Below are 24,076 nucleotides of genomic sequence, written 5' to 3'. Positions count from 1 at the left end.
CTCACGCATCTAAGACATCTATGGTAAATTGTTGGCTCATTAAGCGTTAACTTCACGGTTCTTCCCATACCGACAAGGAGAGCCAACAATACCACCGCTGAAAGGAATCAAGCGATAAATGACCAAAGTCACCCTAACGGGATTTATCATCGTCCCACAAGACGAACTCAATGCCGTCAAACGCGCTCTACCCGACCATATTAAGCTTACATTGCAAGAGCCGGGATGCATTAGCTTTAGTGTCACCGTCAGTCCTGACAACCCTTGCCGTTATGATGTATATGAAGAATTTATCGATCAATCGGCCTTTTCCGCCCACCAGCAGCGTGTTAAATCTTCCTATTGGGGGCAAGTCACCGCGAATGTTGAGCGCCATTACACGATCTCTGAGCAATGAGCTAAGCTTTAAAACGGTATTCTGTTTGCCCTTGATTCATTGGTCTATTTTCTACCTTCAGTTTTCGTTCAAGACAAAATTGTATCTATTGACGCTTTATGTTTATATTGCGCAATAGACGTTAAGCAGTATGGAAGTCCAAATGGTCGATATTACAATCCTAGACGGCGGTATGGGGCGTGAGCTAAAGCAGATCGGCGCGCCCTTTTCTCAACCACTTTGGAGTGCTCAGGCGCTCATCGAGTCACCTCAGCATGTTAAGCAGGTACATCAATCTTTCATCAACGCAGGGGCAGAGATCATCACGGTCAATAGCTATGCCTGTGTTCCCTTTCATCTCGGCGAGGAGCTTTACGCTCAGCAAGGGGCGAATCTTGCTCAACAAGCGGCGCAACTTGCTCGTGAAGCGGTGGTAGAATCACAAAAACCGGTGCGAGTTGCCGGGGCAATTCCTCCTCCTTTTGGTTCCTATCGTCCTGATCTCTTTGAAGCAGAACGCGCAGAGCAAATCTGTTTAGACTTATTCCAAGCGCAAGATAGTCATGTCGATCTTTGGTTGGTTGAGACCGTATCTAGCCTGGCTGAGGCCGACGTGTTCTGCAAAGTCTTATCGCAAACAGACAAAACTTGCTATATCGCCTACACCCTACAAGATGAGATCAGTTCCGTATCACGCCTCCGCTCAGGAGAATTGGTGACGGATGCCGTTGAAAAACTTCTGCATACTCAAGCCGCGGGCATCTTTTTTAATTGTTCTATTCCAGAGGTTATTGAGCAAGCAATCAAAGACGTCAATAAGGTATTAAGCCAAACCGGCAAGACTCTCGATATTGGCGTGTACGCCAATAGCTTTACACCGATCCATTCCGACCATAAAGCGAATGACCGCTTTCAAGGATTACGCAACGTGTCTGAACATGAGTATCTGGAGTTTGCCAAGCAATGGCAGAGTTTAGGCGCAAATATCATCGGTGGATGTTGTGGTATTTCACCCAGTCATATTCAACAGCTAAGAAAGTGGAAAGATACGCTGAAGTAGCTTTTGGAAAGGCGTTTTTGCAAAATAGCTTGTAAAAAGTAGCTGGGTAAAGCTGTATTGAGCATCACAATCTGATCGTCATTCAAGCCAATAACAACAGGCACAAAAAAGCCCTCAAATGAGGGCTTAATTCAAACTAATCAATCCGTTGATTATGCGTAAACAGGCAGAGACTGACAGATAGCCAGAACTTTCTGTTTTGTTGCTTCAATCACGTCTTGGTTATCAAGGTTATCGAGAACATCACACATCCAGTTCGCCAGATCTTTTGCGTTGTCGACCGTGAAGCCACGACGAGTAATCGCTGGAGTACCAACACGGATACCCGATGTAACAAACGGGCTACGTGGGTCATTAGGAACTGAGTTTTTGTTGACGGTAATATTAGCAGCACCCAGCGCAGCATCTGCTTCTTTACCCGTGATGTCTTTGTCGATAAGGTCAACAAGGAACAAGTGGTTTTCTGTGCTGTTTGATACGATTTTATAACCGCGCTCTTGGAACTGAGCCACCATCGCTTTTGCGTTTTGTACTACGCGCGCTTGATACTCTTTAAACTCAGGCTCCATCGCTTCTTTGAAAGCCACTGCTTTACCTGCAATCACGTGCATCAAAGGACCACCTTGACCGCCAGGGAATACCGCTGAGTTCAGCTTCTTATACATATCTTCACCAGCATTCGATAGGATAAGACCGCCACGAGGACCCGCTAGTGTTTTGTGAGTTGTAGTTGTTACAACGTGCGCATGTGGCACTGGCGTTGGGTAGACGCCCGCGGCAATCAGACCCGCAACGTGCGCCATATCAACAAATAGGAAAGCGTCCACTTTATCTGCGATTTCACGCATACGTGCCCAGTCAACCACTTGGCTGTAAGCAGAGAAACCACCGATAATCATTTTCGGCTTATGCTCAAGCGCTAATTGCTCCATTTCGTCATAGTTGATCTGACCCGCTTCATCAATGCCGTAAGGAATAACGTTGTAATGCTTACCTGAGAAGTTAACCGGAGAACCGTGCGTAAGGTGACCACCGTGAGCTAGGCTCATACCTAGAACAGTATCGCCAGGATTAAGCAGCGCCATGTAAACCGCGCTGTTCGCTTGAGAGCCTGAGTGTGGCTGTACATTCGCATACTCACAATCAAACAGTTGGCAAGCGCGATCGATCGCTAATGCTTCTGCTTTATCTACATATTCACAACCGCCATAGTAACGCTTGCCTGGGTAGCCTTCTGCGTACTTGTTAGTAAGTTGCGAGCCTTGCGCTTCCATTACGCGTGGGCTGGTGTAGTTTTCTGAAGCGATAAGCTCGATGTGCTCTTCTTGACGAAGGGTCTCTTCTTGAATAGCCGCAAATAGCTCCGCATCGTAATCGGCGATGTTCATATCACGCTTTAGCATCTGTATCTCCTGACTCAGATATGACTGAAAGTTTCAAAAAAACCACATAATGACCAAAAGCAAACGTTTTCGTCACCACATTTGATGACTGGCATAATACATAATTTGATCTAGGTCATAAAGAAAAAATTGGCTTTTTCTCATGTTGTTTTTTCATAGTAACACTCCGTTGGTTCATATATTGGTATATAGCCGCCATGCAAACCCCAAGTGTCAATTATTCTATTTACACTGTGTAAAATTTGAATTACATAGATTTACCGCAATTTTTATCCGCTAGCTACCGAAAAGATCATCTTTTTACTACTATTAGCCTCCATTTACACCAGATAGATTTAGCCACTGATGGAAAAACACACAGCAAAAGAAGACTGGATTGCGATTCTAACTGGCACCTTTATCGTTGCCCAAGGGGTCTTTTTTCTTCAATCAGCACACCTAATTACCGGCGGCACAACAGGTCTTGCCCTACTTATCAGTCAATTTACACCTTTTACGTTTGGTGTACTTTACTTTTTAGCTAACTGTCCTTTTTACTTGCTAGCATGGCAACGCTTTGGGCGGCAGTTTGCCATTAACAGTGCCGTTTCTGGCGCTTTGGTTTCTATCTTTGCTGATCATCTGTATTTACTGATTTCACTCGAATCGATTAGCGACATTTACTGTGCCATTACTGGTGGATTGTTGATGGGCTTAGGTATGTTGATCCTATTCCGTCACCGTTCAAGTCTGGGTGGCTTCAACGTACTGTGTTTGCTTATTCAAGATAAGTTTGGGATTTCTGTTGGTAAATCTCAGATGGTGATTGACGCTTGCATCCTGATTTCGTCTTTGTTCTTCGTGACACCTTGGATTATCGGCTTGTCGATTCTTGGCGCATTCGCGCTGAATCTAGTACTTGCAATGAATCACAAACCGTATCGTTATTCGGTAAGCTACGGTTCATAACCTTACAGTGAAATTTGAAGCACAATTCACTCTGCGCCAAACTAAAAAAACAAAAGACTTTGGGGGTCACTTCAAAGCCTTTTGTTTAATACCGAAATTCTTAGAGGTAGTTATCAATTAACATAATGCGTGTTTCATAAGGGCGTAGAACCAGGTGATTGGAAGCAATCGCGCCAGTCGCATTATGATAGTTAGAAAGTAGGTTGTTGGCTTTACTCATATCAAAGCGCTCAGGTAACACACACTCCACTTCTTCGCCGTAATAGTTATTGACACACAACAGCGTTTGCTTTGCGTTTTGGCGAGCATAAGCAAAAATGCGTTTGTGTTTTGGCAGTAAATCCTCGTAGCGACCATCCGTAATCACAGGAACTTGTTTACGCAGTTCAATCAAGCGTTTATAGAAGTAGAACACTGAGTTCAAATCCGCAATAGCCGCTTCTGCGTTGATGCTAGTATAATTTTGAGCGACTTCTAACCACGGCGCGCCTACTGTGAAGCCTGCATGTTTAGCGCTATTCCATTGCATTGGTGTACGTGAGTTATCACGCGACTTCTGCGCCAAAATTGCCATCATATCTTCGTGTGCAATGCCATCACGGTTGACCATGATATCGTACATATTGGTGCTTTCAACATCGCGATATTGGCTGATTTCAGTATAACTTGGGTTGGTCATACCAATTTCTTCGCCTTGGTAAATATAAGGCGTCCCTTGCATCATATGAATAGACGCCGCCAGCATCTTGGCTGATTCTACTCGATATTGTTGGTCGTCACCTAAACGACTTACAACACGAGGCTGGTCGTGATTGCACCAGAACAGTGCGCCCCACCCTTTGCCATTCAAGCCAGTTTGCCAATGGTTGAAAATCTGCTTCAGTTGGATGAAATCAAACGGCGCTTTGGTCCACTTGTCACCATCGGGATAATCAATTTTTAGATGATGGAAGTTGAACACCATCGATAGCTCTTTACCATCTTGCGCCGAGTACTGTTGGCAATGCTCTAGCGTGGTTGAAGACATTTCACCAACCGTCACGCTGCCGTATTTTTGGAATACCGCTTCGCTGATCTCTTGAAGGTATTCGTGCACACGTGGCCCATCAGTATAGAAACGGCGACCATCACCAGTATCATCACTAGGGAAATCTTGCTGCTTAGAAATCAGGTTGATTACATCTAGACGGAAACCATCAACGCCCTTCTCCGCCCAGAAACTGATAACTTCTTTAACTTCTTCACGCACTACTGAGTTTTCCCAGTTAAGATCCGCTTGCTCTTTAGCAAAGAGGTGTAAGTAGTACTGACCCGTCATTTCATCCAGCGCCCAAGCATTACCGCCAAACTTTGATTGCCAGTTGTTTGGCTCTGCGCCATTGATGGGGTCTTTCCAGATGTAGTAGTCGCGGTATGGACTGTTTTTGTCGCCGAGTGCCGACTGAAACCACTGATGTTCTGTCGACGTATGGTTCACAACGATGTCCATGATGATTCGAATACCAAGTTGGTGAGCCTCTACCAACAAGCTATCGAAATCTTGCATAGTGCCGAATTCTGGATTGATCGCGTAATAATCGGAGATGTCATAACCGTTGTCGATCATTGGCGATTGGTACACAGGCGTCAGCCAAATCGCATCCACACCAAGGTGTTTTAGATACTCCAGTTTAGAAATGATCCCTTTAATATCGCCGGTGCCTTTACTTCCACTGTCACAAAAGCTTTTTGGGTAAATTTGGTAGATAGTTGCGGTTTTCCACCAACTCTCATCATGCTTGGTCATTGCCATTTCTAACACTCACATACCAGTAAAATAAAAATTGAAAACAGTGACCATTTCATCATGGCTCACTAGATGTTATATCCAAGAATGTTGAAGCGGACTTGGGATCTTCTCATTGACTCATTAAACTTGAGATTCCTGACATCTCGTGCCTCGATTCTGGATTGACCGTTTTAGTCTGTAAGACAGAAAGCGATAGTAGTTGAAACCATCGCTTCGTTGCTTGAATTACGCGGTTGCTTGAATTACGCGTTGGCGGTTTCTAATTCGCCTTTCATTTGAGCGCGCTTGTACAGCACAAGTGTCAGCGCGACTGGAATAACCATCGCGACCAACATCGCCAGTGCAAACACTCCCCAGAACGGTGGTTGGATAGACAAGATACCTGGTAAACCACCCACACCGATACCATTCGCCATCACACCTGCACTACCGCAGATAGCGGCCGCAATTGCACTACCAATCATCGCGCTCAACATTGGGAACTTGTATTTCAAGTTAATGCCATACATCGCAGGCTCAGTGACGCCAAGGTAAGCTGAGATCGCAGCTGGCACTGAAATGTCACGCTCACCATGTTTTTTACTGATGATAATGATGCCAATAACCGCAGAGGCTTGAGCGATGTTTGATAGTGCAATCAAAGGCCAGATTGGTGTGCCACCTAGCTCTTGCATCAATTGTAGGTCAACTGCGTTGGTGGTGTGATGAATACCTGTAATCACTAGAGGAGCATATAGGAAACCGAAGATGGTTGAGCCAATGATTGCAAAATCACCGGTCATAGCTGCTTTCGCCGCAAAAGCAACGCCGTCACCCAACATACGACCAAATGGACCGATAATGGAGTGCGCAAGAATTACAGACACGATGATAGAAACAAACGGCACCACGACTAGGTAGAGGTAAGATGGAGTGATGCGTTTTAAGTTGGTTTCGATAAACGCCAGTGCCATACCCGCTAACATCGCCGGAATGACTTGAGCTTGATAGCCCACTTTCTCTATTACGAACAAGCCAAAATCCCACACTTCCGGAACTTGCTTACCAATCAGATATGCGTTCATTAACTGTGGCGAAACCAGTGTTACACCCAGCGTGATACCCAAAATTGGTGTACCTCCAAGCTTTTTCACTGTAGACCAACAGACACCGACCGGTAAGAAGAAGAAGATCGCTTCGCCGATTAACCACAAAAATGAGTGTACTGTTGCCCAAAACTGACTCATTTCCGTTAGCGTTTGACCATCAAACATCTTGATGTCGCCAATCACATTACGGAAGCCAAGAATCAAGCCTCCGGTAATGATCGCTGGTAACAGTGGTACAAAGATTTCAGCAAGGTGGGAAATACCACGCTCAACAATATTCATGTTTTGACGAGCAGCATTCTTAGCCTCGTCTTTGCTGGTCTCACTTTGACCTGTCAGCTCAATGAGTACCTTATAAACATCATCGACTTCGGTACCGATCACCACTTGGAACTGACCCGCGTTAGTAAAGCAGCCCTTAACCATAGGTAGTGCATCTAATTGCTCAGTATCGGCATTGTCGGTGTCATTCAACACGAAACGCAAGCGAGTTAAACAGTGGCTCACACTGGCGATATTATCCGCCCCCCCGACCCGCTCAATAAGACGCTGTACATCTTGACGCGCAATCTTACTCATAACTTTCTCCACCCTGTATTGGATACATTCAATTCATCGTAACACTCTTGCAGTGGGAACATTCCCACCCAGTAATTTGATTGTGTCACTTTGCATGCAAAAACAAAATGGGAACAGTCCCATTAATGGAGAATGATCACAGTGTAATTTTAGAGTAGATCGTTGAAAGGTGGATTGGTGGCGGATTGATGGTGGATTGGTTGCTGGGTAAAATGCACCACAGAGTCATCACCATTCAATTGATTAATCAACATATTCGCAGCTTTTTCACCTGCATGAACGTAGCCCGGATCTACGCTAAAGACATTTGGAAAAAGAAAAGAGAGTAATTCATTGCCGCCCACACCTGTGACCACCACATCTTCGCGTCCCATTTCTTGCAGACGTTTAATTACCCCTAAGGCGATGGTGTCACTTGCACAAGCGATGGCTTGCGTGTCCAATTGAAGTACTTGATCCACCAACTGGTAGGCACTTTCGTGGCTAAGCTTTCCGGTTTGATAGCAAGGTTTGATGCACTTTTTCTCACACCAAGCTTGGTAAGCATTAAGACGAGCAAGACCCGTGGTGCGGTCTTCTGGGTCTACACCGATATAGGCAATACGAGAGATAGATTGTTGTTCCAGATGCGACAACGCCATATCGATAACACCTTGATTATCATAATTTATCGACGAAACCATTTGCGTATCCATGGCGATCACTACGATGCGATTGCCCCACTCGGCTAAGGCTTGCTCGTCGCATCCGGTGAAACCAAAGACGATCACCCCATCGACATTGCGACGTTTAAGAACATCCAAATGCTCGTTGGTTTTATCGCGATCGAATTGGCTCTCCATGATCACCACGTCATATCCCGCCAAATACAAAACGTTGAGCATAGTACCGACCGCGCGGTTTTCTGATGGGGAGTCCAAACGAGAGATGATCACACCGACCACTTTCTGGCTACCACCACGCATGGACTGTGCCGATTTCGAAGGCACATAGTCTGAATCACGAATGATTTGCTCTACTTTCTCACGCGTTTGCGATTTTACCTTGGGATCATTGGTTAGCACTCGACTGACTGTCGACTTGCCCACACCAGCCAGTTTAGCAATATCAAGAATGGTAAGTTTTTTGCTCATAAGTGATCAAACTACAAGAAGGAATCAAACAAAAGGGAAGCCATGACTTCTCTTATCTTAATAGACAGTAACGGCTACTTGTTTAGATACGCAGGAATATCTGCAATACTATCAAGTACAACCGTTGCAATGGCTTCGCCTTTTTCTGTGACAGGTTTGCCTGTGCGGACTAGGATTTTTGTTCCCACCCCTGCGGCCTCTGCCGCCATCATGTCTTCTGCTTTATCGCCGACCATCACTGAGTTCGCCATATCTATTTTCAGAAAATCTCTTGCTGAAATAAACATGCCCGGTTTAGGTTTACGGCAATCACAGTCTTGCTTGTATTCGCCGATACCATGTTCTGGGTGATGAGGGCAGTAGTAAATACCGTCGAGTTCAACGCCGTTATCAACGAAGTTCCAGTCCATCCATTGAGTCAGTGACAAAAATCGATCTTCACTAAACATACCGCGAGCAATGCCAGACTGATTGGTCACCAACACCAACAGATAGCCCATTTGCTTTAATTTCTTGGTTGCTTCAAACACACCTTCCACGTATTCAAAATCATGTTCGTCACTCACGTATCCATGGTCTACATTGATAACGCCGTCGCGGTCTAGAAACACTGCTGGTTTTGCCACAATCACTCACTTAGGTCTATAGCTGTTGAATGCCAGAATTATTGCACGCTTTATGCTGGACTTCACGGGCAATTTTTATTTTAGACGTCTAGACGTAAAAATATCTATTGACACCAAGAAGTGAAAACCATAGCATCAACCAATAATTGAGATATAGTTCAAACTTTTATGCTAGTAAAGCGAATTGGATTGCTTAGATGATCGAGTTAAATCAAGTAAATAAAGTGTTTTATCAAGGCAGTAAAGCGATAAATGCCCTGTCTGATATCAATCTTCATATCGCCGAAGGCACCATTTTTGGTGTGATTGGAGCATCGGGAGCAGGTAAAAGTACCCTGATCCGCTGCGTCAATATGCTCGAAGCACCAACGTCTGGTTCAGTGATCGTTGATGGCGTCGATCTAACTCAGCTCACTAAGTCTGAGTTGAGCGTGACTCGTCGCAACATCGGTATGATTTTCCAGCACTTTAATCTTCTTAGCTCTCGTACTGTATTTGAAAATGTCGCCCTCCCCCTTGAACTTGCTGGGCGTGCGAGCGACGCGATTGAATCTAAAGTGTCCGAACTGCTTAAGCTTGTAGGTCTTGCCGATAAGCGTGATACCTATCCAGCCAACCTCAGTGGCGGACAAAAACAGCGTGTAGCCATCGCTCGTGCACTGGCAAGCGACCCTAAGGTTTTACTCTGTGACGAAGCGACCAGCGCACTGGATCCTGCAACGACGCAATCCATCTTAGAGCTGCTTAAAGAGATCAACCGCAAGCTTAAAATCACCATATTGCTGATCACTCACGAGATGGATGTGGTCAAAAGCATCTGCCACGAAGTTGCAATTATTGGTGATGGTAAATTGGTGGAAAAAGGCACGGTGGGTGAGATCTTTGCTCATCCGAAAACCGAATTAGCGCATCAATTCATTCGTTCTACTTTAGATCTCTCTATTCCAGAAGATTATCAAGTGCGCTTGCAGCCAACTCGTGTTGAAGGCAGTTATCCACTGGTGCGTTTAGAGTTTACTGGCGCAACCGTTGATGCGCCGCTGATGACGCAAATTGCTCGCAAGTTTAACATTGATGTCAGTATTTTAAGTTCTGATCTGGACTACGCTGGTGGCGTTAAGTTCGGCATGATGGTGGCGGAACTGTTTGGCGATGAAGAAAACGACAATGCAGCCATTGAATTCCTGCGCGACAACAATGTAAAAGTAGAGGTGCTTGGTTATGTCCTTTAATTCTGTCACAGAGTGGCTGTCTTTTAACAGCGGTTTACTGCTGGGTGCAACGTGGGAAACCCTTTATATGGTTGCGGTCGCGGGTTTGATTGGTTTCGCAGTTGGCATCCCACTCGGTGTCGTACTACACATTTCCAAGAAAGGTGGCCTGCTAGAGAACAGCAAACTAAACGGCATCCTTGGCGCGATTGTCAACGTTGGTCGTTCCGTACCTTTCCTTGTGTTGATGGTGGCGATTATTCCACTGACCAAGTTGTTGATCGGTACCTTTATTGGCACAACCGCCGCTATCGTACCTTTAACCATTGGCGCTATCCCATTTGTGGCACGCTTAATTGAAGGCGCGCTGCTAGAGGTTCCGTCTGGTTTAGTTGAAGCCGCGCAGTCAATGGGAGCCACACCCTACCAAATTATTACTAAAGTCTTGCTGCCTGAAGCGATGCCGACCATCGTCAACTCGGTCACTATCACTTTAGTCACATTAGTTAGCTATTCTGCAATGGCAGGCACTGTGGGCGGCGGCGGTTTAGGTGATGTCGCCATCCGCTACGGATTCCACCGCTACGATGTCACTATTATGGCCGTGACGGTAGTCATGCTGATCGTGCTCGTGCAAATCATTCAATCCATTGGCGACGCTATTGTACGCCGTGTTGACCACAGATAGTCACAGATTCAAAAATCTAAAATAATGACAAGGAGAAAGCCATGAAATTAAGTATTAAAAAGATTGTTGCAACGGCAGTGGCAGCATCAACACTCGTTCTTGCTGGTTGCGGTGACAAAGAAGTTGATACCAGCAAAGTCAAAGTCGGCGTGATGGCCGGTGCTGAAGCACAAGTGGCTGAGATTGCGGCGAAAGTGGCTAAAGAGAAGTACGGTCTAGACGTTGAGCTTGTCACCTTTACTGACTACGTGACGCCGAACGCCGCTTTGGATGATGGTTCGGTAGACATTAACGCTTTCCAACACAAGCCATATTTGGATCAGCAAGTCAAAGATCGTGGCTACAAGCTGGCAATTGCGGGTAACAGCTTTGTTTATCCAATCGCGGGCTATTCTAAGCAAGTGAAATCCGTCGATGAACTGCAAGACGGTGCACGTATTGCGGTTCCAAACGACCCAACCAACCTTGGTCGTTCACTGCTACTTCTTGAGCAACAAGGTCTTATCACTCTACGTGAAGGCGCAGACCTGCAAGCAACGGTTCGCGATATTACTGCTAACCCAAAAAACATCACCATTGTTGAACTCGATGCGGCGCAACTTCCTCGTTCACTTGACGATGTTGCTCTATCGATCATCAACACCACCTACGCGAGCTCTATCAACCTAACACCACAAAAAGACGGTATCTTTGTTGAAGATAAAGAGTCTCCTTATGTAAACCTGATTGTGGCTCGTGAAGACAATGTCAATGCTGAAAACGTACAGAACTTCGTTAAAGCGTACCAAACTGACGAAGTCTACCAAGGTGCATCAGACATCTTCCAAGGTGGCGTGGTTAAAGGCTGGTAATAACCGCCAAGTTCCAAATGCCAAGTTCCAAATGCAACGATAGATAAAAAAACGGGTGGCAGATTTCTGTCACCCGTTTTTTTATCGGTATCATTCAACGTTATTTAAGATGATCCCAAGAGATATTCGAGACGATGCGGCACGAATCGCACTTAAAGTAAAAAATATCGTGTAACGGCTGGTCTAATAACCAGTCACCGCCACACTTCGGGCACTTGCGTGCTTGCTCGTCCTGCAAACTCTTACCCCCAACGCGGTACTGATAATAGTAGGTTGGGATGTGAGTAATGTATTCAATCCGACCGCGAATATCCCAGCCACGACGAAACAGATCACTGTCCACCTCGGTTAGCTCACGCAATGCCGCATGCTCAGCTTTACAGCCTCCCGCCATCTGGATTTCATCGCACGCTTGCCACTCTGTCTGCCACTTAATCACCGACTTATGATCACCATTTAACGTAGGTGGATTGCGATAGAGCGGGATCGGCAGCAAGGATTCACCACTGCGCAGTGGCGAACAGGTGTGAACATAAGTGGTGTACAGCACCTGCCAACTCGGCGTCTCTTCTTCTGCTGCTTGCTCTGAGTTAATATCCAGCCCTAATAAGCGCACCTTTGGCGCGAGCAGACTCGCGTCCGATAGACGCTTAAGACAGACTTTAACAAAATCAGAGTGATACTTTGGATGCATGCTATCTTGATCTGGACAAACGGCACGAACCATAAATTCTCCGTCGCCCAATACGACCGGAAACTCTCGTCCCAATACCTGTCCGTTGAACCTCAAGGCATCCATTAAGCCATTGATTCCCTTCTCGACCGCCGAGATGGTGGTGTCGTCAAAACACTCAAAAACAAGTTCTACCACATACATACGATTACACTACCGGCTCTAAGCCATTGAGAAACGTTTCAAGATCGGGCGCAATCGTATCGCGATTGCTGGTGCCTAACCTTTCCAAAATCACCTCGCCAGTGAGGTTGCAAATCGAGATAACGTCCATATCGGCATCGGTGGCAGCAATAAATACCGTCGGCTTTAATTTAAGACGTTTTTGAGTCACGAGATGACCAAGGATATTCTCTTGCAAACGGTCGAAGTCTTCATCACTCCAAACCTGCAACAGGGTGAGCGGGTTGCCTTGCCAAGTTGCTTGCATATCCGCGCTGTATTGATGACCATAAAACCCTTTGATGTCCGAGTGCAGTTGCAGCTCAATACCCTTTTCAATATTTTCCAGCTGCTCAGGCTCCTCTCTGACAATACGCTGCCAAAACACCTGTTGTTCACCTTTGCTATCCACACCTTTGCTATCCACACAAGGAGAGACAAGTTCAAACAGTTCTTCACTTGCTGGTAGTGTCTGATATTTATCAAACCATGCTTGTTGGTAGCGGTGGCCAAATGCTTCTAGTGCCTGTTGTACACTCATACTTTCTCCAGTTGATCGACTTCAGACTGTGCCTTAGATTGCTTGAGCGTATAAGCTTTAACATTCAAGTCTCACCTTTTCGGTGTGCAATAGATGACAGTCTCGGCGGGATTTCGTAAAATCGCCCATTATTCTAATCGAAGTATCCCCAAATTATGAGCAAATATTCCAATTCTGAGGCACTTACTGGCCTAACCCTAGGTCAAAAAACAGATTATGCGAATCAATACGACGCGACGTTATTGCAAGCCGTCCCAAGAAGCCTCAACCGTGATGACCTCAATCTGGGTGATACTTTGCCATTTAAAGGCTGCGATATTTGGACTCTGTATGAGTTATCTTGGTTAAACAGCAAAGGATTACCTCAGGTTGCTGTTGGCGAGGCAAGTATTCCTGTCACCAGCCCAAACCTGATTGAATCTAAGTCTTTTAAGCTTTATTTAAACAGCTTTAACCAAACACGCTTTGAATCTTGGCAGCAAGTCACTGAGTTCTTGCGCCGCGACTTATCCCAATGCGCTGGCGAACCTGTGGACGTTAAACTGACACCAGTACAGGATTTTGAAAATAGCACCATCGCGGCGATGTCTGGTGAATGTATTGATGACCAAGACATTACCATCGACAGTTACCAGTTCGACCCTAGCCTGCTTGACGGCGCTGTCTCTGATGAACCTGTCACCGAGACCCTGCATAGCCACTTGCTGAAATCCAACTGTCTGATTACTAATCAGCCTGATTGGGGAAGCGTCGAAATTCAATACCAAGGAAACAAGATCGATCGTCAAGCTCTGTTGCGCTATATCGTCTCTTTCCGCGAACACAACGAGTTTCACGAACAGTGTGTTGAGCGTATTTTTACCGATATTATGCAATACTGCCAACCGCAGTCACTGACCGTTTACGCACGTTATACCCGTCGCGGCGGCTTAGATATCAACCCTTTCCGCTCCAGTGATTTGGATGCACCTCGCCATAACAAGCGTATGGCAAGACAGTAATTTTCAGCAGTACACAGGAAGAATACGGATATCATCATGGGCAAACATCTTAGGATAAATCTAGGGCTGGTCTTTAGTGTGGTTTTAGGGCTTGGCTTCACGCTTTGCTCTGGCTTTGCCTCGGCTGCATTGCACTTCACATCGCCTATTTTGCGTGAGGCGAATAAGCTGGTCGATATCGACCCTGCTCAAACTGATGCGATTGTGAGCAACTACCTAGATAATCGTAAGTTGACCAAACACACTAGCGAGCACAATCCGAGCACGCCCCGTGATGACAGTGATCAACGAATAAGAACACCGATCAGCAGTGTTCACGCATTGATTATTTCCGCCAAATCTCAGTTCAATCTCGGGTCACCAAGAAATGCGCTTCAGACCCTTGAAGAAGCAACGGTCATGGCACAAAAGTACCACTTGATGTTCTTGGAATTAGAGATAGGTATTTTGAAAACCCGTATGCTGTGGGTAAGTAATGGCGATGCTACTCAAGCGCTTGATTCACTGACCTTAATCGAAAACAATTTGAAAGTGATTGAAAAAGGTCAGGGGCTTGCGTACCAAACCTACTATAAAATCAAGATACTGCGCGCCCAGATTGCGTCATCTGAACAGCAATTTGAATTAGCCAATACGTTATTTACCGATGCTGGAAAGACCATCGCAAACGCCGGACCTGCATGGCAGATCGACTTTCATACCGAATACGGTCTGCACTTCCTTAAGTTCCACAAATATAACGAAGCGTTATCTGAACTACTGATGGCCTACTGGGCGTCGATTGAACAAAACGATAGCGCTCGTTTGGCAAAGGTCAACGGACTGCTTGCACAGCTATTTATGCAACGCAACGTGTTAGACAAAGCGTTAGAACACCTAACTCAATCTGCGGATTATTATGACAACTATCCAGACTCACTGGTACTTGCAGAAACATTAAAGAAACTCGGCGACCTTTACTTCTTGCAGGGCAAATTGAACCTCGCGCTTGTTCACTACTTTAATGTCATCGACCATCCTGCAACCGTCAGTAGTGTTGATAGAGTGATCGATATTCGCATCAGCCTTGCGGCTACCTATCTGCAACTTTATAACTATACCCTTGCGGAACAGTATCTAACACGCGCCGAGAAACTGCTTGTTTTTGCTGATTACCCAAAACTAAAAGCGCGAGCTGAACTGCTGTATGCCGGATTGGCCTACCATAAACAAGAGTCGGATAAAGTCATCGACCATGCCAACAATGCCTTGACGCTGGCAAGGGAGATAAAATCATCGTTACTGGCACAACAAGCGCATCAATTGCTGGCGCTAGGCTATGAGCAAACTCACGAATACCAACAAGCCTTGGTAAATACCAAACAAGCCAACGCTTTACAGGTTGACCGTCAAGCCCAGTTCAACTTAATCAGCGAAGAAGCCTTTAGGCAGCAAAAGCAATTTGTTGAACAAGGTCTGCACTACAAGACACAAACTCAGCAATTGACTGAAGTCACCGCTGGAGAAAGACGATTCCAAAAACTCGCTTTCGTGCTGGTTTGTATATTGATTTTGGCAACCTTAGTCGTCGTTAGATTGATGCACTCGAATCGCAAAAGCAAGGTTCAGCGTAGTGAACTCACTAGCAACCTGTTTACTCATCCTCGCTCAGGGTTGTCTAATCTACGCTTGCTTAACCTTAACCTGCCAAGCTCTTTAGAAAAGACGCAGCACTATTTTGAACAGTGGCAAGTCGGCGAATTAATTAGTGAACCCCTCAGTGACAAGTTGCGCTTTGTTATGATGGACTTACCTTTTTTGAGCAATGCCTACCTACAAAACGGCTACAAAGCTGGCTTAGAACTCGAAAATGCCTTTGGCACCTTTATCGCTAGCAAAGTGGTCGCGCCTGCTCGTCTGTATCACTTTTCTGATGCGCACCTACTTTATATCGAACCAAGCGCACAGGCTCGCGATGCCGAAGAGGTTTATAAGCAGATCCAAGGCTGGATTAATGAATTTGCTGAGAAACACGATATTGATGCGATCGTGCGATTGGGGATGGCAGATTACCCATTCTTGCCAAGAGCTTACACCGCAATCAACGACCAAGAGCTACTCGACATTTTGCTGCTGGCGACGCACAAGGCGCGTGACGTCAGTAAGCTGCATAATGACAGTCAGTGGGTTTACTTAAAAGCAATCGATAACGCACCTGCCGCCAGTTTAGCGAACAATGATATTCGTCAAGCTTGTCAAGCGGCAATCAACCAAGGTCTAATAAAAATTAATTCTTCTTTCCAGAATGAGGATGGAGTCAAAAAAAATAACTATTAGTGCTTAAAAATGCAGCGATCAGTCATCACAATACGTGACGTTGTGATGTTATTTGATACTATCTAGCAAAGCATCAATAAGTTTACCACCTTCCCATACTGTTAGAAGATTTATGAGTTCATCTGAGAGCGAAACATTAGAACATATCCACCTGCTCAAAGTGCAGTTGGAACAACTACGTGTTTCGCAAAGAGACAGCTCGTTAAAAGCGCGTCGTGAACAACAAATCCTCAAACGTTTTCTTGCCTGCCTTAGTCAAGCTCATATCGGTTCTCACTCCAGAATAGACGACAAACTGATCGAGTTACGTCGCGAATTAGAGCATAAAAAAGATATCAGCAGCTTGGTGCCAAACTTTGCCATTTTAGAACGCCTTCTCGGACAAAAAGCAGCGACTATGGAAAAGCAGCAAATCTCATTGGAAGAACAAACTCGCCGTAGTGGCGAAACTTTACAACGCGTCACCGGTCTACCGGCACAAATCAAGCGTGATTTACGCAATATTTTAGCGTACGAAAGTCAGGCTCAAACTGGCTTTAAAGTCACGGACAATGCCACAAAACTGCTCAGCATTTATGATCGCGCGGTTAAAATTATCACCTCGAATACAGGCTTGAATCGCAACGATCATGAGGTTCAATCTGGTAGCGATATTCTGTTGAGCTTAAACGACGAACTGCAGAATTTGATTACCGAGCTAGACTTCGATGGGGAAGCTGGCGAGCAGTTGTTTGACATCCGGTCTAAACTACTGCAACAGCAACCAGAAAATCATATTCTGGAGCTCACGTTACAAGTGCTTAGGCTTGTTATTGATGCCACTAATTATGAGCGGAATACCTCCGAACAGTTTTTAGAACAGGTAAATACTTCCCTGTCTTCTTCATTAAAAAGCAATCATCAAAACCTCGACCAGAATCAGGTCTATTTTGAGCAGCGCCAAATTACCAATCAAGAATTAAAAGCCTTAGTTCATACCGGTAAACAGTCCTTGCTTATCGACACTCCGGATATAAAAAGAGCTCAACAGGTCTTTACTCAGTTAAGCTCATTGGCAGAACGCCTTCAGCACGCAGAAGTGCGTGAACAAGCCTTGCTAGAGCGCATGACGCACAGCCAAAATCAGCTGGAAGCACTTTATGAAGTCACTCAAGATTATCGTCGCCGATTAGAAGACCAGTCAAAACGCCTATTGCAAGATCCGCTGACTAAAGCTTATAACCGTACGGCTCTATTTGATAAGTTAGAATTAGAGTACCGCCGCTGGCTCAAGAGCCAACATCCCTTGCGTGTGGTGCTATTTGATATTGATAAGTTTAAGGCAATCAATCAACAGTTTGGTTACAGTGCTGGTGACAAAGCGCTAAAAATTATCGCTAAAACCATCGCTAGTGCTATCTCAGATACCGACACGGTTGCTCGCTTCTCTGGCGAGGAGTTTATACTGATTCTTCCAGAACAAAGCGAACAAACCTCACTCTCGATGGTTCAACAGATACAAAACAAAGTGAGTGAGTTACCCTTTAAGTTCCGTGACCAACTGATAAGAATCACCTTGTCAGCGGCAAGTACAGCATTCAGTCAGAATGACACGCCAGACGTCGTGTTGGATCGCTTACACGAAATCATGCAACACAGCCAAAAGTTAGGTAGTCGCCAATTAGCGTGGAAATCTTAATTCGTAGGTCATAATTTTCCCTCTAGGCGAATTCGCATAAGATCAAGCATTTATATTTCAATTAGTTATATTTTTGCTAATCTAAAAGAAGCGAGCCGAAAAAGCCAACGCTATCGTTTTGGGTTTCTTCTATCCATCGCTCACTCATGACAAGGAAAAGCCAATGATTACACATATCAGTCCTGCGGGCAGCATGGATCTTCTTTCGCAACTCGAAGTAGAACGTCTAAAAAAAACCGCCTCAAGTGATCTTTATCAACTGTATCGTAACTGCACGCTTGCGGTACTTAATTCTGGCAGTCACACCGATAACTCCAAAGAACTGCTGGATAAACACCTCTCTTTCGATGTCAGTGTTATGCGCCGAGAACGCGGTATTAAACTCGAACTGGCCAATCCGCCTGAACATGCTTTCGTTGATGGTCAGATCATCAAGGGCATCCAAGAACACTTATTTTCGGTCTTGAGAGACATTGTTTACGTCAACATGCACTTGGCAGATAACCAAAGACTCAATCTCACCAGTTCTACTCATATCACCAATCTGGTGTTTGGTATTCTTCGCAATGCTGGCGCGTTAATTCCCGGAGCCGATCCAAACCTCATCGTCTGTTGGGGTGGACACTCCATCAACCCAACCGAGTATCAATACACTCGTGAAGTGGGCAATGAATTAGGGTTACGTGAACTGAATATCTGTACTGGTTGTGGTCCCGGCGCGATGGAAGGACCAATGAAAGGCGCGGCTATCGGTCATGCCAAACAGCGCTATGGCAACAAGCGCTATATTGGTCTCACTGAACCATCGATCATTGCTGCTGAGCCACCAAACCCTATCGTTAATGAGCTGATTATCATGCCAGATATCGAGAAGCGCCTCGAAGCGTTTGTTCGCATGGCACACGGCATCATTATCTTCCCGGGTGGTCCAGGTACTGCCGAAGAGCTACTTTACATTCTTGGCATCATGATGCATCCCGATAACCGTGAGCAGCCACTGCCTATCGTCCTCACAGGTCCTAAAGAAAGTGAAGCCTACTTCCGCTCCATTGATGAATTCGTCAGGGCAACACTGGGCGAGGAAGCGACCAAACACTATCAAATTATCATTGATGACCCGGCGCAGGCAGCAAGGATCATGAAGCAGGCGATGCCAGCTGTAAAAGAACATCGTAAATCTAATGGTGATGCCTATAGCTTCAACTGGTCACTCAAAATTGAGCCTGAATTCCAACTGCCGTTTGACCCGACCCATGAAAACATGGCTGGTTTAGATCTTCACCTCAATCAACGTGCCGAAAATCTTGCCGCAGCGCTGCGTCAAGCGTTCTCTGGTATTGTGGCAGGCAACGTGAAAGCGGAAGGCATTAAAGAAATCGAGAAGAAAGGTCCCTTTATCATCGACGGTGATAAAGCTTTGATGACTAAAATGGACAAACTGCTGAGTGACTTTGTGGATCAACAACGTATGAAATTGCCCGGTTCTGAGTATATTCCCTGTTACAAGATTGCCGATTAAACGGATTTGTCTGGTAGCGAGACAATAACCTCTGAAAACACACGCAGTTTTCTTTACAATAAAGGTCACCTTAACTCGTGACCTTTATCCATTCTATGTCTATACATCTTGTTATTATCGATGCACTTAACCTGATCCGCCGTGTTCATGCTGTTCAACCCGATCCCACCGACATCGCACGTACTATTCAGACCACCTCGAGAACACTGCATAGAATTCTTGAAGAAGCAAAGCCTACTCATATTTTGGCCGTGTTCGACCACCATCTGCAAGAACGCGGCTGGCGTGCTGAGCTGTTACCGGAATACAAGCAAAATAGAAAGCCCATGCCTGAGCCATTGCTCAATGGTCTCAATGATATTCAACAAGCTTGGTGGGAATTGGGGATCGACTCTCTACTCTCTGACGGTGATGAAGCCGATGATTTGGTCGCCACATTGGCCGTCAAAGTGGCGCAGCACAATGAAAAAGTCACTATTATTTCTACCGACAAAGGTTATTGCCAGTTGCTGTCTCCGACACTGCAAATTCGCGATTACTTCCAGCACCGCTGGCTAGATGCGCCGTTCGTTGAACAAGAGTTTGGCGTCAAACCTGAGCAACTTGCTGACTATTGGGGCTTAACTGGAATCAGTTCATCACAAGTGCCCGGCGTTGCGGGTATTGGACCTAAAGCCGCAAAAGAGATCCTGACTCAGTTTACTGATATTGAGCAAGCGGTGTCATCGGATGAACTCGCCCCGAAATATCAAAAAAAGCTGTTACCCTCGATCGAAATGGCGAGGATCTGCAAGCGAGTGGCGGCGTTGAAAACCGATATTGAACTCGGCTTTAACTTGCAGGATATTCGGTTTGGGGAAAAGTAGGGTTGTTGGTTATAGGTGCTAGGTTTATAGGTGCTAGGTTTATAAGGGCTAGGTTGTAGGGAAAAGCTCTGCATAAATGCAGAGCTTTTTGTGGTTAATGGGGGGAGATGTTGGATAGCACTTGGATGTGTACGGTGATCTCTTCTCTATCGTGATAGAGGTGCTTGGCTTGCAGCTTAAATTTGACCTTGTTTTCAATTAGGAAGTATTTTAAGTTTTCGATGTCTTCTAATACTTCATCATAGCGACCTTTCATTGGCAGTTTTAGGTTGAAGATGGTCTCTTTTGCCCAACCACGAATTAGCCATTCGCCCATTAACTGTGCCACTCGCGAAGGCTTCTCGATCATGTCACACACTAGCCAAGTCACGTTTTTACGAGGTGGCTCAAACTTGAAACCATCAACCTGATGGTGTTTTACCTGACCCGTATCCATCAAACTGTCCGCCATCATGCCATTATCAATGGCATGAACAAACATAGAGCGACGCACTAGCTGATAAGTCCAACCACCGGGACAAGCGCCCAAGTCTACTCCCCACATACCCGACGCCAAGCGCGTGTCCCATTCCTCTTTTGGAATAAACACATGAAAAGCTTCTTCGAGTTTCAGCGTTGAACGACTTGGCGCATCCGCTGGGAATTTCAAACGCGGGATACCCATAAAGAACGCTGAGTTATTGCTTGAATAGGAGTAGCCGATAAAGCAGTGACCCGGTTTAACAAAGCAGATATGCAGCACCGGTTTTTTACTATTTTCTTTAGTGTACAGGTAACCCTTACCACGCATCGCTTGTCGTACTGGAACCGTAAACTTGCGACAGAATTTAAGCAGTTCTTTCGCTTCATTGGTATCAGGAGTTTCAATACGCAGATCACCACAACGCGGGAAGGTCTCATGTTCACCCAACGCTTGTAAAATTGGCGTGATGCGATCATCACTCGGCAACGCCTGAAGCTCGCTTGCCACAGCGAACATTTGACGCGCAAAAATCAGCGATTGAAAATCGATGTCTTTGATCAGGCGTTCGGCATCGCCTTCCTGATAGCACTCAAACAGCACGAAACCTGCGTTGTTTTTAACTCGAGGAAAGCCATAGACTTCCAGTTGTGTAGCTCTATCTTGAATCTCGCCCGCGCACTCTTTTTCAAAGCCTGAGCGGCAATAAAGCATGACCTGTTTCACTGTTTGACTCCATCTTGTTCGGTTTTGTCAGTCATTCGATACCCAGCATAAGCCAAGCATCCCCACCCTATCATAAACATCACACCACCGAGCGGTGTTATTGGTCCAAACCATTTCACGCCGGTTAATGCTAGAGCATAGAGACTGCCACTAAAGAAAAGGATGCCGATGATAAAACAAATAGCGGCACGATGAAACGCCTTTTGATGATTGTGGCTATTTGACTGTAACGCCAACACCACACAGAAGATCACCGCAAGCGTATGAATAAACTGATAATGCACACCCGTTTCAAATACGGAAAGCAGATAAGGTGACAGAGAAGATTTTAGACCGTGAGCGGCAAATGCACCGAGGGCAACACTGAACAAACCAGATAAAGCGGCGATGACTATCAATACACGATTAAACATCGGTCACTCCTTTTATCAATAACGCTAAGCGATCGACGACCATTTGTCGATTCTGCTCCTCAGTAAAACCTGAGGATTTCCGAGGCTTAAAGCTATGATCACCATCAGGTACTAACATCGTAGAAACCCGTGGTGAGAAGGCAAACTCCGGCAACTCCGTTGCGTTGCCAAAGGTATCACGCTCTCCTTGGATAATAAGACAAGGTTTCGCGATCTCCGCTAGATGAGCGCCTTTATAGTTTTCTGGTTTTCCCGGAGGGTGAAATGGAAAGCCTAAACAAGCAATGGATGCGACTAACGGATGCTCAGCCAGTAAAGACGCCATTCTGCCACCCATCGACTTACCACCAATCACAATCGGTTGGTTGGTCACGTTTTCTAATACGCCTGTCATCGCATTCAATAATTTGGGTGCCCTATCTGGTGGGCGTCGCTTACCATCGACCGCAGACTTATCCATATAAGGAAAGTTAAAACGTATCACTCGAATCTGTTTTTGCGCTAAGCGCGTTGCTATGTCCTGCATAAACTCATGCTGCATCCCCGCGCCAGCACCATGAGCAAAGAGAAAAATAGGTCCCTCTTCCGGTCCATCAGTGAGCATTGATGGTTCAAGTAATTCAGTCATCCAATAATTCCTCTTGTTCACTTTGTGCTTTCGCCAGCATCCAATCTCGGAAAGTCGCAATTCGTCCCATGTCCGCTTGTTTGTCATGGCAGACGACATAAAAGGCATTTTTACTGACCAACACCTCATCAAACGGGGCAATCAGCCGACCCGCATCAAGTTCGGGCTGTGCTAACACATTATTACCTAAAGCAATACCTTGCCCATGAGCTGCGGCCTGCAACACCATAGTTGAGTGACTAAATATAGGACCTTGATTGACATTAATCCCTTCAATTTGGTTTTGCTTGGCGAACTGTTTCCAGTCCTTTCTCGACATATCATGCAACAAGGTGTGCTGAGAGAGATCGGTTAATGTATCTAATGGTTTTGAACCTAACAGCAGCGCGGGTGCACAAAGTGGCACTAAAAACTCTTGATACAATTTATCCGCTCGCAAGCCGGGCCAATTTCCGCGTCCATAATAAATCGCCACATCCACGTCATCGGTCAGTGAACCTTCATCCATATCCACCGCTTTGATTCGTACATCAATATCCGGCTGTTGTTGATTAAAATCCGCCAAGCGCGGTACCAACCACTGAATGGCAAAACTTGGCGGTAAACTAATGGTCAACGCCCCTTTCTCACTGCGCTCAAGCAGCTTATCCGTTGCTTCTGCTAGTGAGGAAAAGATCTCTTTAATATCGAGAAAATAGCTTTGCCCTTCTTCAGTCAGCAGCAAAGAACGATTGCGACGACGGAATAACTTCAAGCCCAGATGTTCTTCTAACAGTTTGATTTGGTGACTCACCGCTGCTTGCGTCACAAATAGCTCTTCGGCGGCACGAGTAAAGCTTAAGTGCCTAGCCGCCGCTTCAAAGACTTTCAAGGCATTTAATGGGGGGAAACGTCTCGACATTGACTCTCTCTATTTGCATTAGTTTTTCTTATGCGAAACATTATAAAATGTCGATTGTCGCAGAGCCAGATAAATTCTATATTTCACCCCACAGACGAGAGCCTGAACGGCTTGATTCTCTCTAGAATCAATTGGCACTCGATTGTAATGTTGTGTTTGCAATCTCGATTTTCGAGTTTAGGTAGATTCTACCACCGTGCAGTGCTTACTGAGTGATACTACTTACTGAGTAAATGGTGTACGTACTTCCTGTTTTTGACCTGTCTGTCAATGTTTGCACCGCCTTTATGGCGGTGTTCTTTTATCTGCAAGATTCCGACACTTTTATCACTCGTTGCTCGCCTCGCTATGCCAACTGCCAAAATTAAGCAAAAAAAACG

Annotated in this window: 22 protein-coding genes; 11 read left to right on the top strand and 11 right to left on the bottom strand. The window is 45.6% G+C overall.

Going from position 1 to position 24,076, the window contains the following annotated elements; genetic code table 11:
* Positions 1-118 precede the first annotated feature (118 nt).
* A complete protein-coding gene (locus L9Q39_RS03635) occupies positions 119-397 on the top strand; it encodes a putative quinol monooxygenase (RefSeq protein WP_237483766.1) in 279 nt (92 codons plus the stop codon).
* A 142-nt stretch (positions 398-539) separates the two neighbouring features.
* On the top strand, positions 540-1,436 hold the full coding sequence (locus L9Q39_RS03630) for a homocysteine S-methyltransferase family protein (RefSeq protein WP_237483765.1): 897 nt from the start codon (positions 540-542) through the stop codon (positions 1,434-1,436).
* 152 nt (positions 1,437-1,588) lie between these two features.
* Here L9Q39_RS03630 and glyA read toward each other — a convergent pair whose 3' ends face one another.
* Entirely contained in the window at positions 1,589-2,839 is a 1,251-nt protein-coding gene (glyA, locus tag L9Q39_RS03625) for a serine hydroxymethyltransferase (protein ID WP_237483764.1), read from the bottom strand.
* Positions 2,840-3,184: 345 nt separating this feature from the next.
* On the opposite strand from glyA, the gene L9Q39_RS03620 reads away from it, so the two are divergent.
* The gene (locus L9Q39_RS03620) at positions 3,185-3,787 is read left to right on the top strand and encodes a YitT family protein (RefSeq protein ID WP_237483763.1); all 603 of its coding nucleotides are present in this window, start codon (positions 3,185-3,187) and stop codon (positions 3,785-3,787) included.
* 100 nt (positions 3,788-3,887) lie between these two features.
* Here L9Q39_RS03620 and treC read toward each other — a convergent pair whose 3' ends face one another.
* From treC to gmhB, 4 genes are all read right to left on the bottom strand, one after another.
* On the bottom strand, positions 3,888-5,579 hold the full coding sequence (gene treC / locus L9Q39_RS03615; protein WP_237483762.1) for an alpha,alpha-phosphotrehalase: 1,692 nt from the start codon (positions 5,577-5,579) through the stop codon (positions 3,888-3,890).
* Between the two features lie 239 nt (positions 5,580-5,818).
* Positions 5,819-7,243, bottom strand: a complete 1,425-nt coding sequence (treB, locus tag L9Q39_RS03610; protein ID WP_237483761.1) for a PTS trehalose transporter subunit IIBC — start codon at positions 7,241-7,243, stop codon at positions 5,819-5,821.
* A gap of 149 nt (positions 7,244-7,392) precedes the next feature.
* Complete coding sequence (gene treR, locus L9Q39_RS03605) at positions 7,393-8,376, bottom strand: trehalose operon repressor TreR (protein ID WP_237483760.1); 984 nt, start codon at positions 8,374-8,376, stop codon at positions 7,393-7,395.
* A 74-nt stretch (positions 8,377-8,450) separates the two neighbouring features.
* A complete protein-coding gene (gmhB, locus tag L9Q39_RS03600) occupies positions 8,451-9,002 on the bottom strand; it encodes a D-glycero-beta-D-manno-heptose 1,7-bisphosphate 7-phosphatase (protein ID WP_237483759.1) in 552 nt (183 codons plus the stop codon).
* A gap of 197 nt (positions 9,003-9,199) precedes the next feature.
* On the opposite strand from gmhB, the gene metN reads away from it, so the two are divergent.
* The 3 genes from metN to L9Q39_RS03585 are packed head-to-tail and all read left to right on the top strand — an operon-like array spanning position 9,200 to position 11,752.
* Positions 9,200-10,234 (top strand): methionine ABC transporter ATP-binding protein MetN, encoded by a 1,035-nt coding sequence (gene metN, locus L9Q39_RS03595; protein ID WP_237483758.1) that lies wholly within the window; start codon positions 9,200-9,202, stop codon positions 10,232-10,234.
* On the top strand, positions 10,224-10,901 hold the full coding sequence (locus tag L9Q39_RS03590) for a methionine ABC transporter permease (protein ID WP_237483757.1): 678 nt from the start codon (positions 10,224-10,226) through the stop codon (positions 10,899-10,901). Before metN ends, L9Q39_RS03590 begins: the two co-directional genes overlap by 11 nt.
* 41 nt (positions 10,902-10,942) lie before the next feature.
* Entirely contained in the window at positions 10,943-11,752 is an 810-nt protein-coding gene (locus L9Q39_RS03585; protein WP_237483756.1) for a MetQ/NlpA family lipoprotein, read from the top strand.
* Between the two features lie 100 nt (positions 11,753-11,852).
* Here L9Q39_RS03585 and L9Q39_RS03580 read toward each other — a convergent pair whose 3' ends face one another.
* On the bottom strand, positions 11,853-12,629 hold the full coding sequence (locus L9Q39_RS03580; protein WP_237483755.1) for a Zn-ribbon-containing protein: 777 nt from the start codon (positions 12,627-12,629) through the stop codon (positions 11,853-11,855).
* A 4-nt stretch (positions 12,630-12,633) separates the two neighbouring features.
* Positions 12,634-13,188: a SecY-interacting protein gene (gene syd, locus L9Q39_RS03575; RefSeq protein WP_237483754.1), complete on the bottom strand. Its 555-nt coding sequence runs from the start codon at positions 13,186-13,188 to the stop codon at positions 12,634-12,636.
* Positions 13,189-13,343: 155 nt separating this feature from the next.
* Here syd and queF point away from each other — a divergent pair, with 155 nt between their 5' ends.
* The 5 genes from queF to xni all read left to right on the top strand — a co-directional run bounded on the left by queF (position 13,344) and on the right by xni (position 20,568).
* Complete coding sequence (gene queF, locus L9Q39_RS03570) at positions 13,344-14,189, top strand: NADPH-dependent 7-cyano-7-deazaguanine reductase QueF (protein ID WP_237483753.1); 846 nt, start codon at positions 13,344-13,346, stop codon at positions 14,187-14,189.
* A gap of 36 nt (positions 14,190-14,225) precedes the next feature.
* Positions 14,226-16,505 (top strand): tetratricopeptide repeat protein, encoded by a 2,280-nt coding sequence (locus tag L9Q39_RS03565; RefSeq protein ID WP_237483752.1) that lies wholly within the window; start codon positions 14,226-14,228, stop codon positions 16,503-16,505.
* Positions 16,506-16,617: 112 nt separating this feature from the next.
* Positions 16,618-18,183: a GGDEF domain-containing protein gene (locus L9Q39_RS03560; RefSeq protein WP_237483751.1), complete on the top strand. Its 1,566-nt coding sequence runs from the start codon at positions 16,618-16,620 to the stop codon at positions 18,181-18,183.
* A gap of 163 nt (positions 18,184-18,346) precedes the next feature.
* The gene (gene ppnN, locus L9Q39_RS03555) at positions 18,347-19,702 is read left to right on the top strand and encodes a nucleotide 5'-monophosphate nucleosidase PpnN (RefSeq protein WP_237483750.1); all 1,356 of its coding nucleotides are present in this window, start codon (positions 18,347-18,349) and stop codon (positions 19,700-19,702) included.
* A gap of 95 nt (positions 19,703-19,797) precedes the next feature.
* Entirely contained in the window at positions 19,798-20,568 is a 771-nt protein-coding gene (xni, locus tag L9Q39_RS03550) for a flap endonuclease Xni (protein WP_237485493.1), read from the top strand.
* A gap of 94 nt (positions 20,569-20,662) precedes the next feature.
* Here xni and rlmM read toward each other — a convergent pair whose 3' ends face one another.
* From rlmM to L9Q39_RS03530, 4 genes are read right to left on the bottom strand one after another with little or no spacing between them, the layout of a single operon-like run.
* Positions 20,663-21,754, bottom strand: coding sequence for a 23S rRNA (cytidine(2498)-2'-O)-methyltransferase RlmM (gene rlmM / locus L9Q39_RS03545; RefSeq protein WP_237483749.1), 1,092 nt, complete (start codon positions 21,752-21,754; stop codon positions 20,663-20,665).
* Positions 21,751-22,167 carry a DUF423 domain-containing protein gene (locus tag L9Q39_RS03540; protein ID WP_237483748.1) on the bottom strand — a complete coding sequence of 139 codons (417 nt, stop codon included), beginning with the start codon at positions 22,165-22,167 and terminating at the stop codon, positions 21,751-21,753. Before L9Q39_RS03540 ends, rlmM begins: the two co-directional genes overlap by 4 nt.
* Positions 22,160-22,795 carry an alpha/beta fold hydrolase gene (locus L9Q39_RS03535; protein ID WP_237483747.1) on the bottom strand — a complete coding sequence of 212 codons (636 nt, stop codon included), beginning with the start codon at positions 22,793-22,795 and terminating at the stop codon, positions 22,160-22,162. Before L9Q39_RS03535 ends, L9Q39_RS03540 begins: the two co-directional genes overlap by 8 nt.
* Positions 22,788-23,696: a transcriptional regulator GcvA gene (locus L9Q39_RS03530; RefSeq protein WP_237483746.1), complete on the bottom strand. Its 909-nt coding sequence runs from the start codon at positions 23,694-23,696 to the stop codon at positions 22,788-22,790. Before L9Q39_RS03530 ends, L9Q39_RS03535 begins: the two co-directional genes overlap by 8 nt.
* Positions 23,697-24,076 lie beyond the last annotated feature (380 nt).

This window comes from Vibrio hippocampi (assembly GCF_921292975.1).
In the GTDB taxonomy this organism is placed as follows: Bacteria; Pseudomonadota; Gammaproteobacteria; order Enterobacterales; family Vibrionaceae; genus Vibrio; species Vibrio hippocampi.
Note: the sequence above shows the minus strand (reverse complement) of the source record. Positions and strands in the feature narration are given on the sequence as shown.

Bases quoted from the DNA above. Each gene is read 5' to 3' on its own strand.
- glyA (WP_237483764.1), bottom strand. From the start codon at position 2,839: ATGCTAAAGCGTGATATGAACATCGCCGATTACGATGCGGAGCTATTT.
- L9Q39_RS03540 (WP_237483748.1), bottom strand. From the start codon at position 22,167: ATGTTTAATCGTGTATTGATAGTCATCGCCGCTTTATCTGGTTTGTTC.
- L9Q39_RS03635 (WP_237483766.1), top strand. From the start codon at position 119: ATGACCAAAGTCACCCTAACGGGATTTATCATCGTCCCACAAGACGAA.
- L9Q39_RS03560 (WP_237483751.1), top strand. From the start codon at position 16,618: ATGAGTTCATCTGAGAGCGAAACATTAGAACATATCCACCTGCTCAAA.
- L9Q39_RS03590 (WP_237483757.1), top strand. From the start codon at position 10,224: ATGTCCTTTAATTCTGTCACAGAGTGGCTGTCTTTTAACAGCGGTTTA.
- treB (WP_237483761.1), bottom strand. From the start codon at position 7,243: ATGAGTAAGATTGCGCGTCAAGATGTACAGCGTCTTATTGAGCGGGTC.
- L9Q39_RS03620 (WP_237483763.1), top strand. From the start codon at position 3,185: ATGGAAAAACACACAGCAAAAGAAGACTGGATTGCGATTCTAACTGGC.
- L9Q39_RS03585 (WP_237483756.1), top strand. From the start codon at position 10,943: ATGAAATTAAGTATTAAAAAGATTGTTGCAACGGCAGTGGCAGCATCA.
- L9Q39_RS03630 (WP_237483765.1), top strand. From the start codon at position 540: ATGGTCGATATTACAATCCTAGACGGCGGTATGGGGCGTGAGCTAAAG.
- treC (WP_237483762.1), bottom strand. From the start codon at position 5,579: ATGGCAATGACCAAGCATGATGAGAGTTGGTGGAAAACCGCAACTATC.
- metN (WP_237483758.1), top strand. From the start codon at position 9,200: ATGATCGAGTTAAATCAAGTAAATAAAGTGTTTTATCAAGGCAGTAAA.
- L9Q39_RS03535 (WP_237483747.1), bottom strand. From the start codon at position 22,795: ATGACTGAATTACTTGAACCATCAATGCTCACTGATGGACCGGAAGAG.
- L9Q39_RS03530 (WP_237483746.1), bottom strand. From the start codon at position 23,696: ATGTCGAGACGTTTCCCCCCATTAAATGCCTTGAAAGTCTTTGAAGCG.
- L9Q39_RS03580 (WP_237483755.1), bottom strand. From the start codon at position 12,629: ATGTATGTGGTAGAACTTGTTTTTGAGTGTTTTGACGACACCACCATC.
- syd (WP_237483754.1), bottom strand. From the start codon at position 13,188: ATGAGTGTACAACAGGCACTAGAAGCATTTGGCCACCGCTACCAACAA.
- L9Q39_RS03565 (WP_237483752.1), top strand. From the start codon at position 14,226: ATGGGCAAACATCTTAGGATAAATCTAGGGCTGGTCTTTAGTGTGGTT.
- xni (WP_237485493.1), top strand. From the start codon at position 19,798: ATGTCTATACATCTTGTTATTATCGATGCACTTAACCTGATCCGCCGT.
- queF (WP_237483753.1), top strand. From the start codon at position 13,344: ATGAGCAAATATTCCAATTCTGAGGCACTTACTGGCCTAACCCTAGGT.
- ppnN (WP_237483750.1), top strand. From the start codon at position 18,347: ATGATTACACATATCAGTCCTGCGGGCAGCATGGATCTTCTTTCGCAA.
- treR (WP_237483760.1), bottom strand. From the start codon at position 8,376: ATGAGCAAAAAACTTACCATTCTTGATATTGCTAAACTGGCTGGTGTG.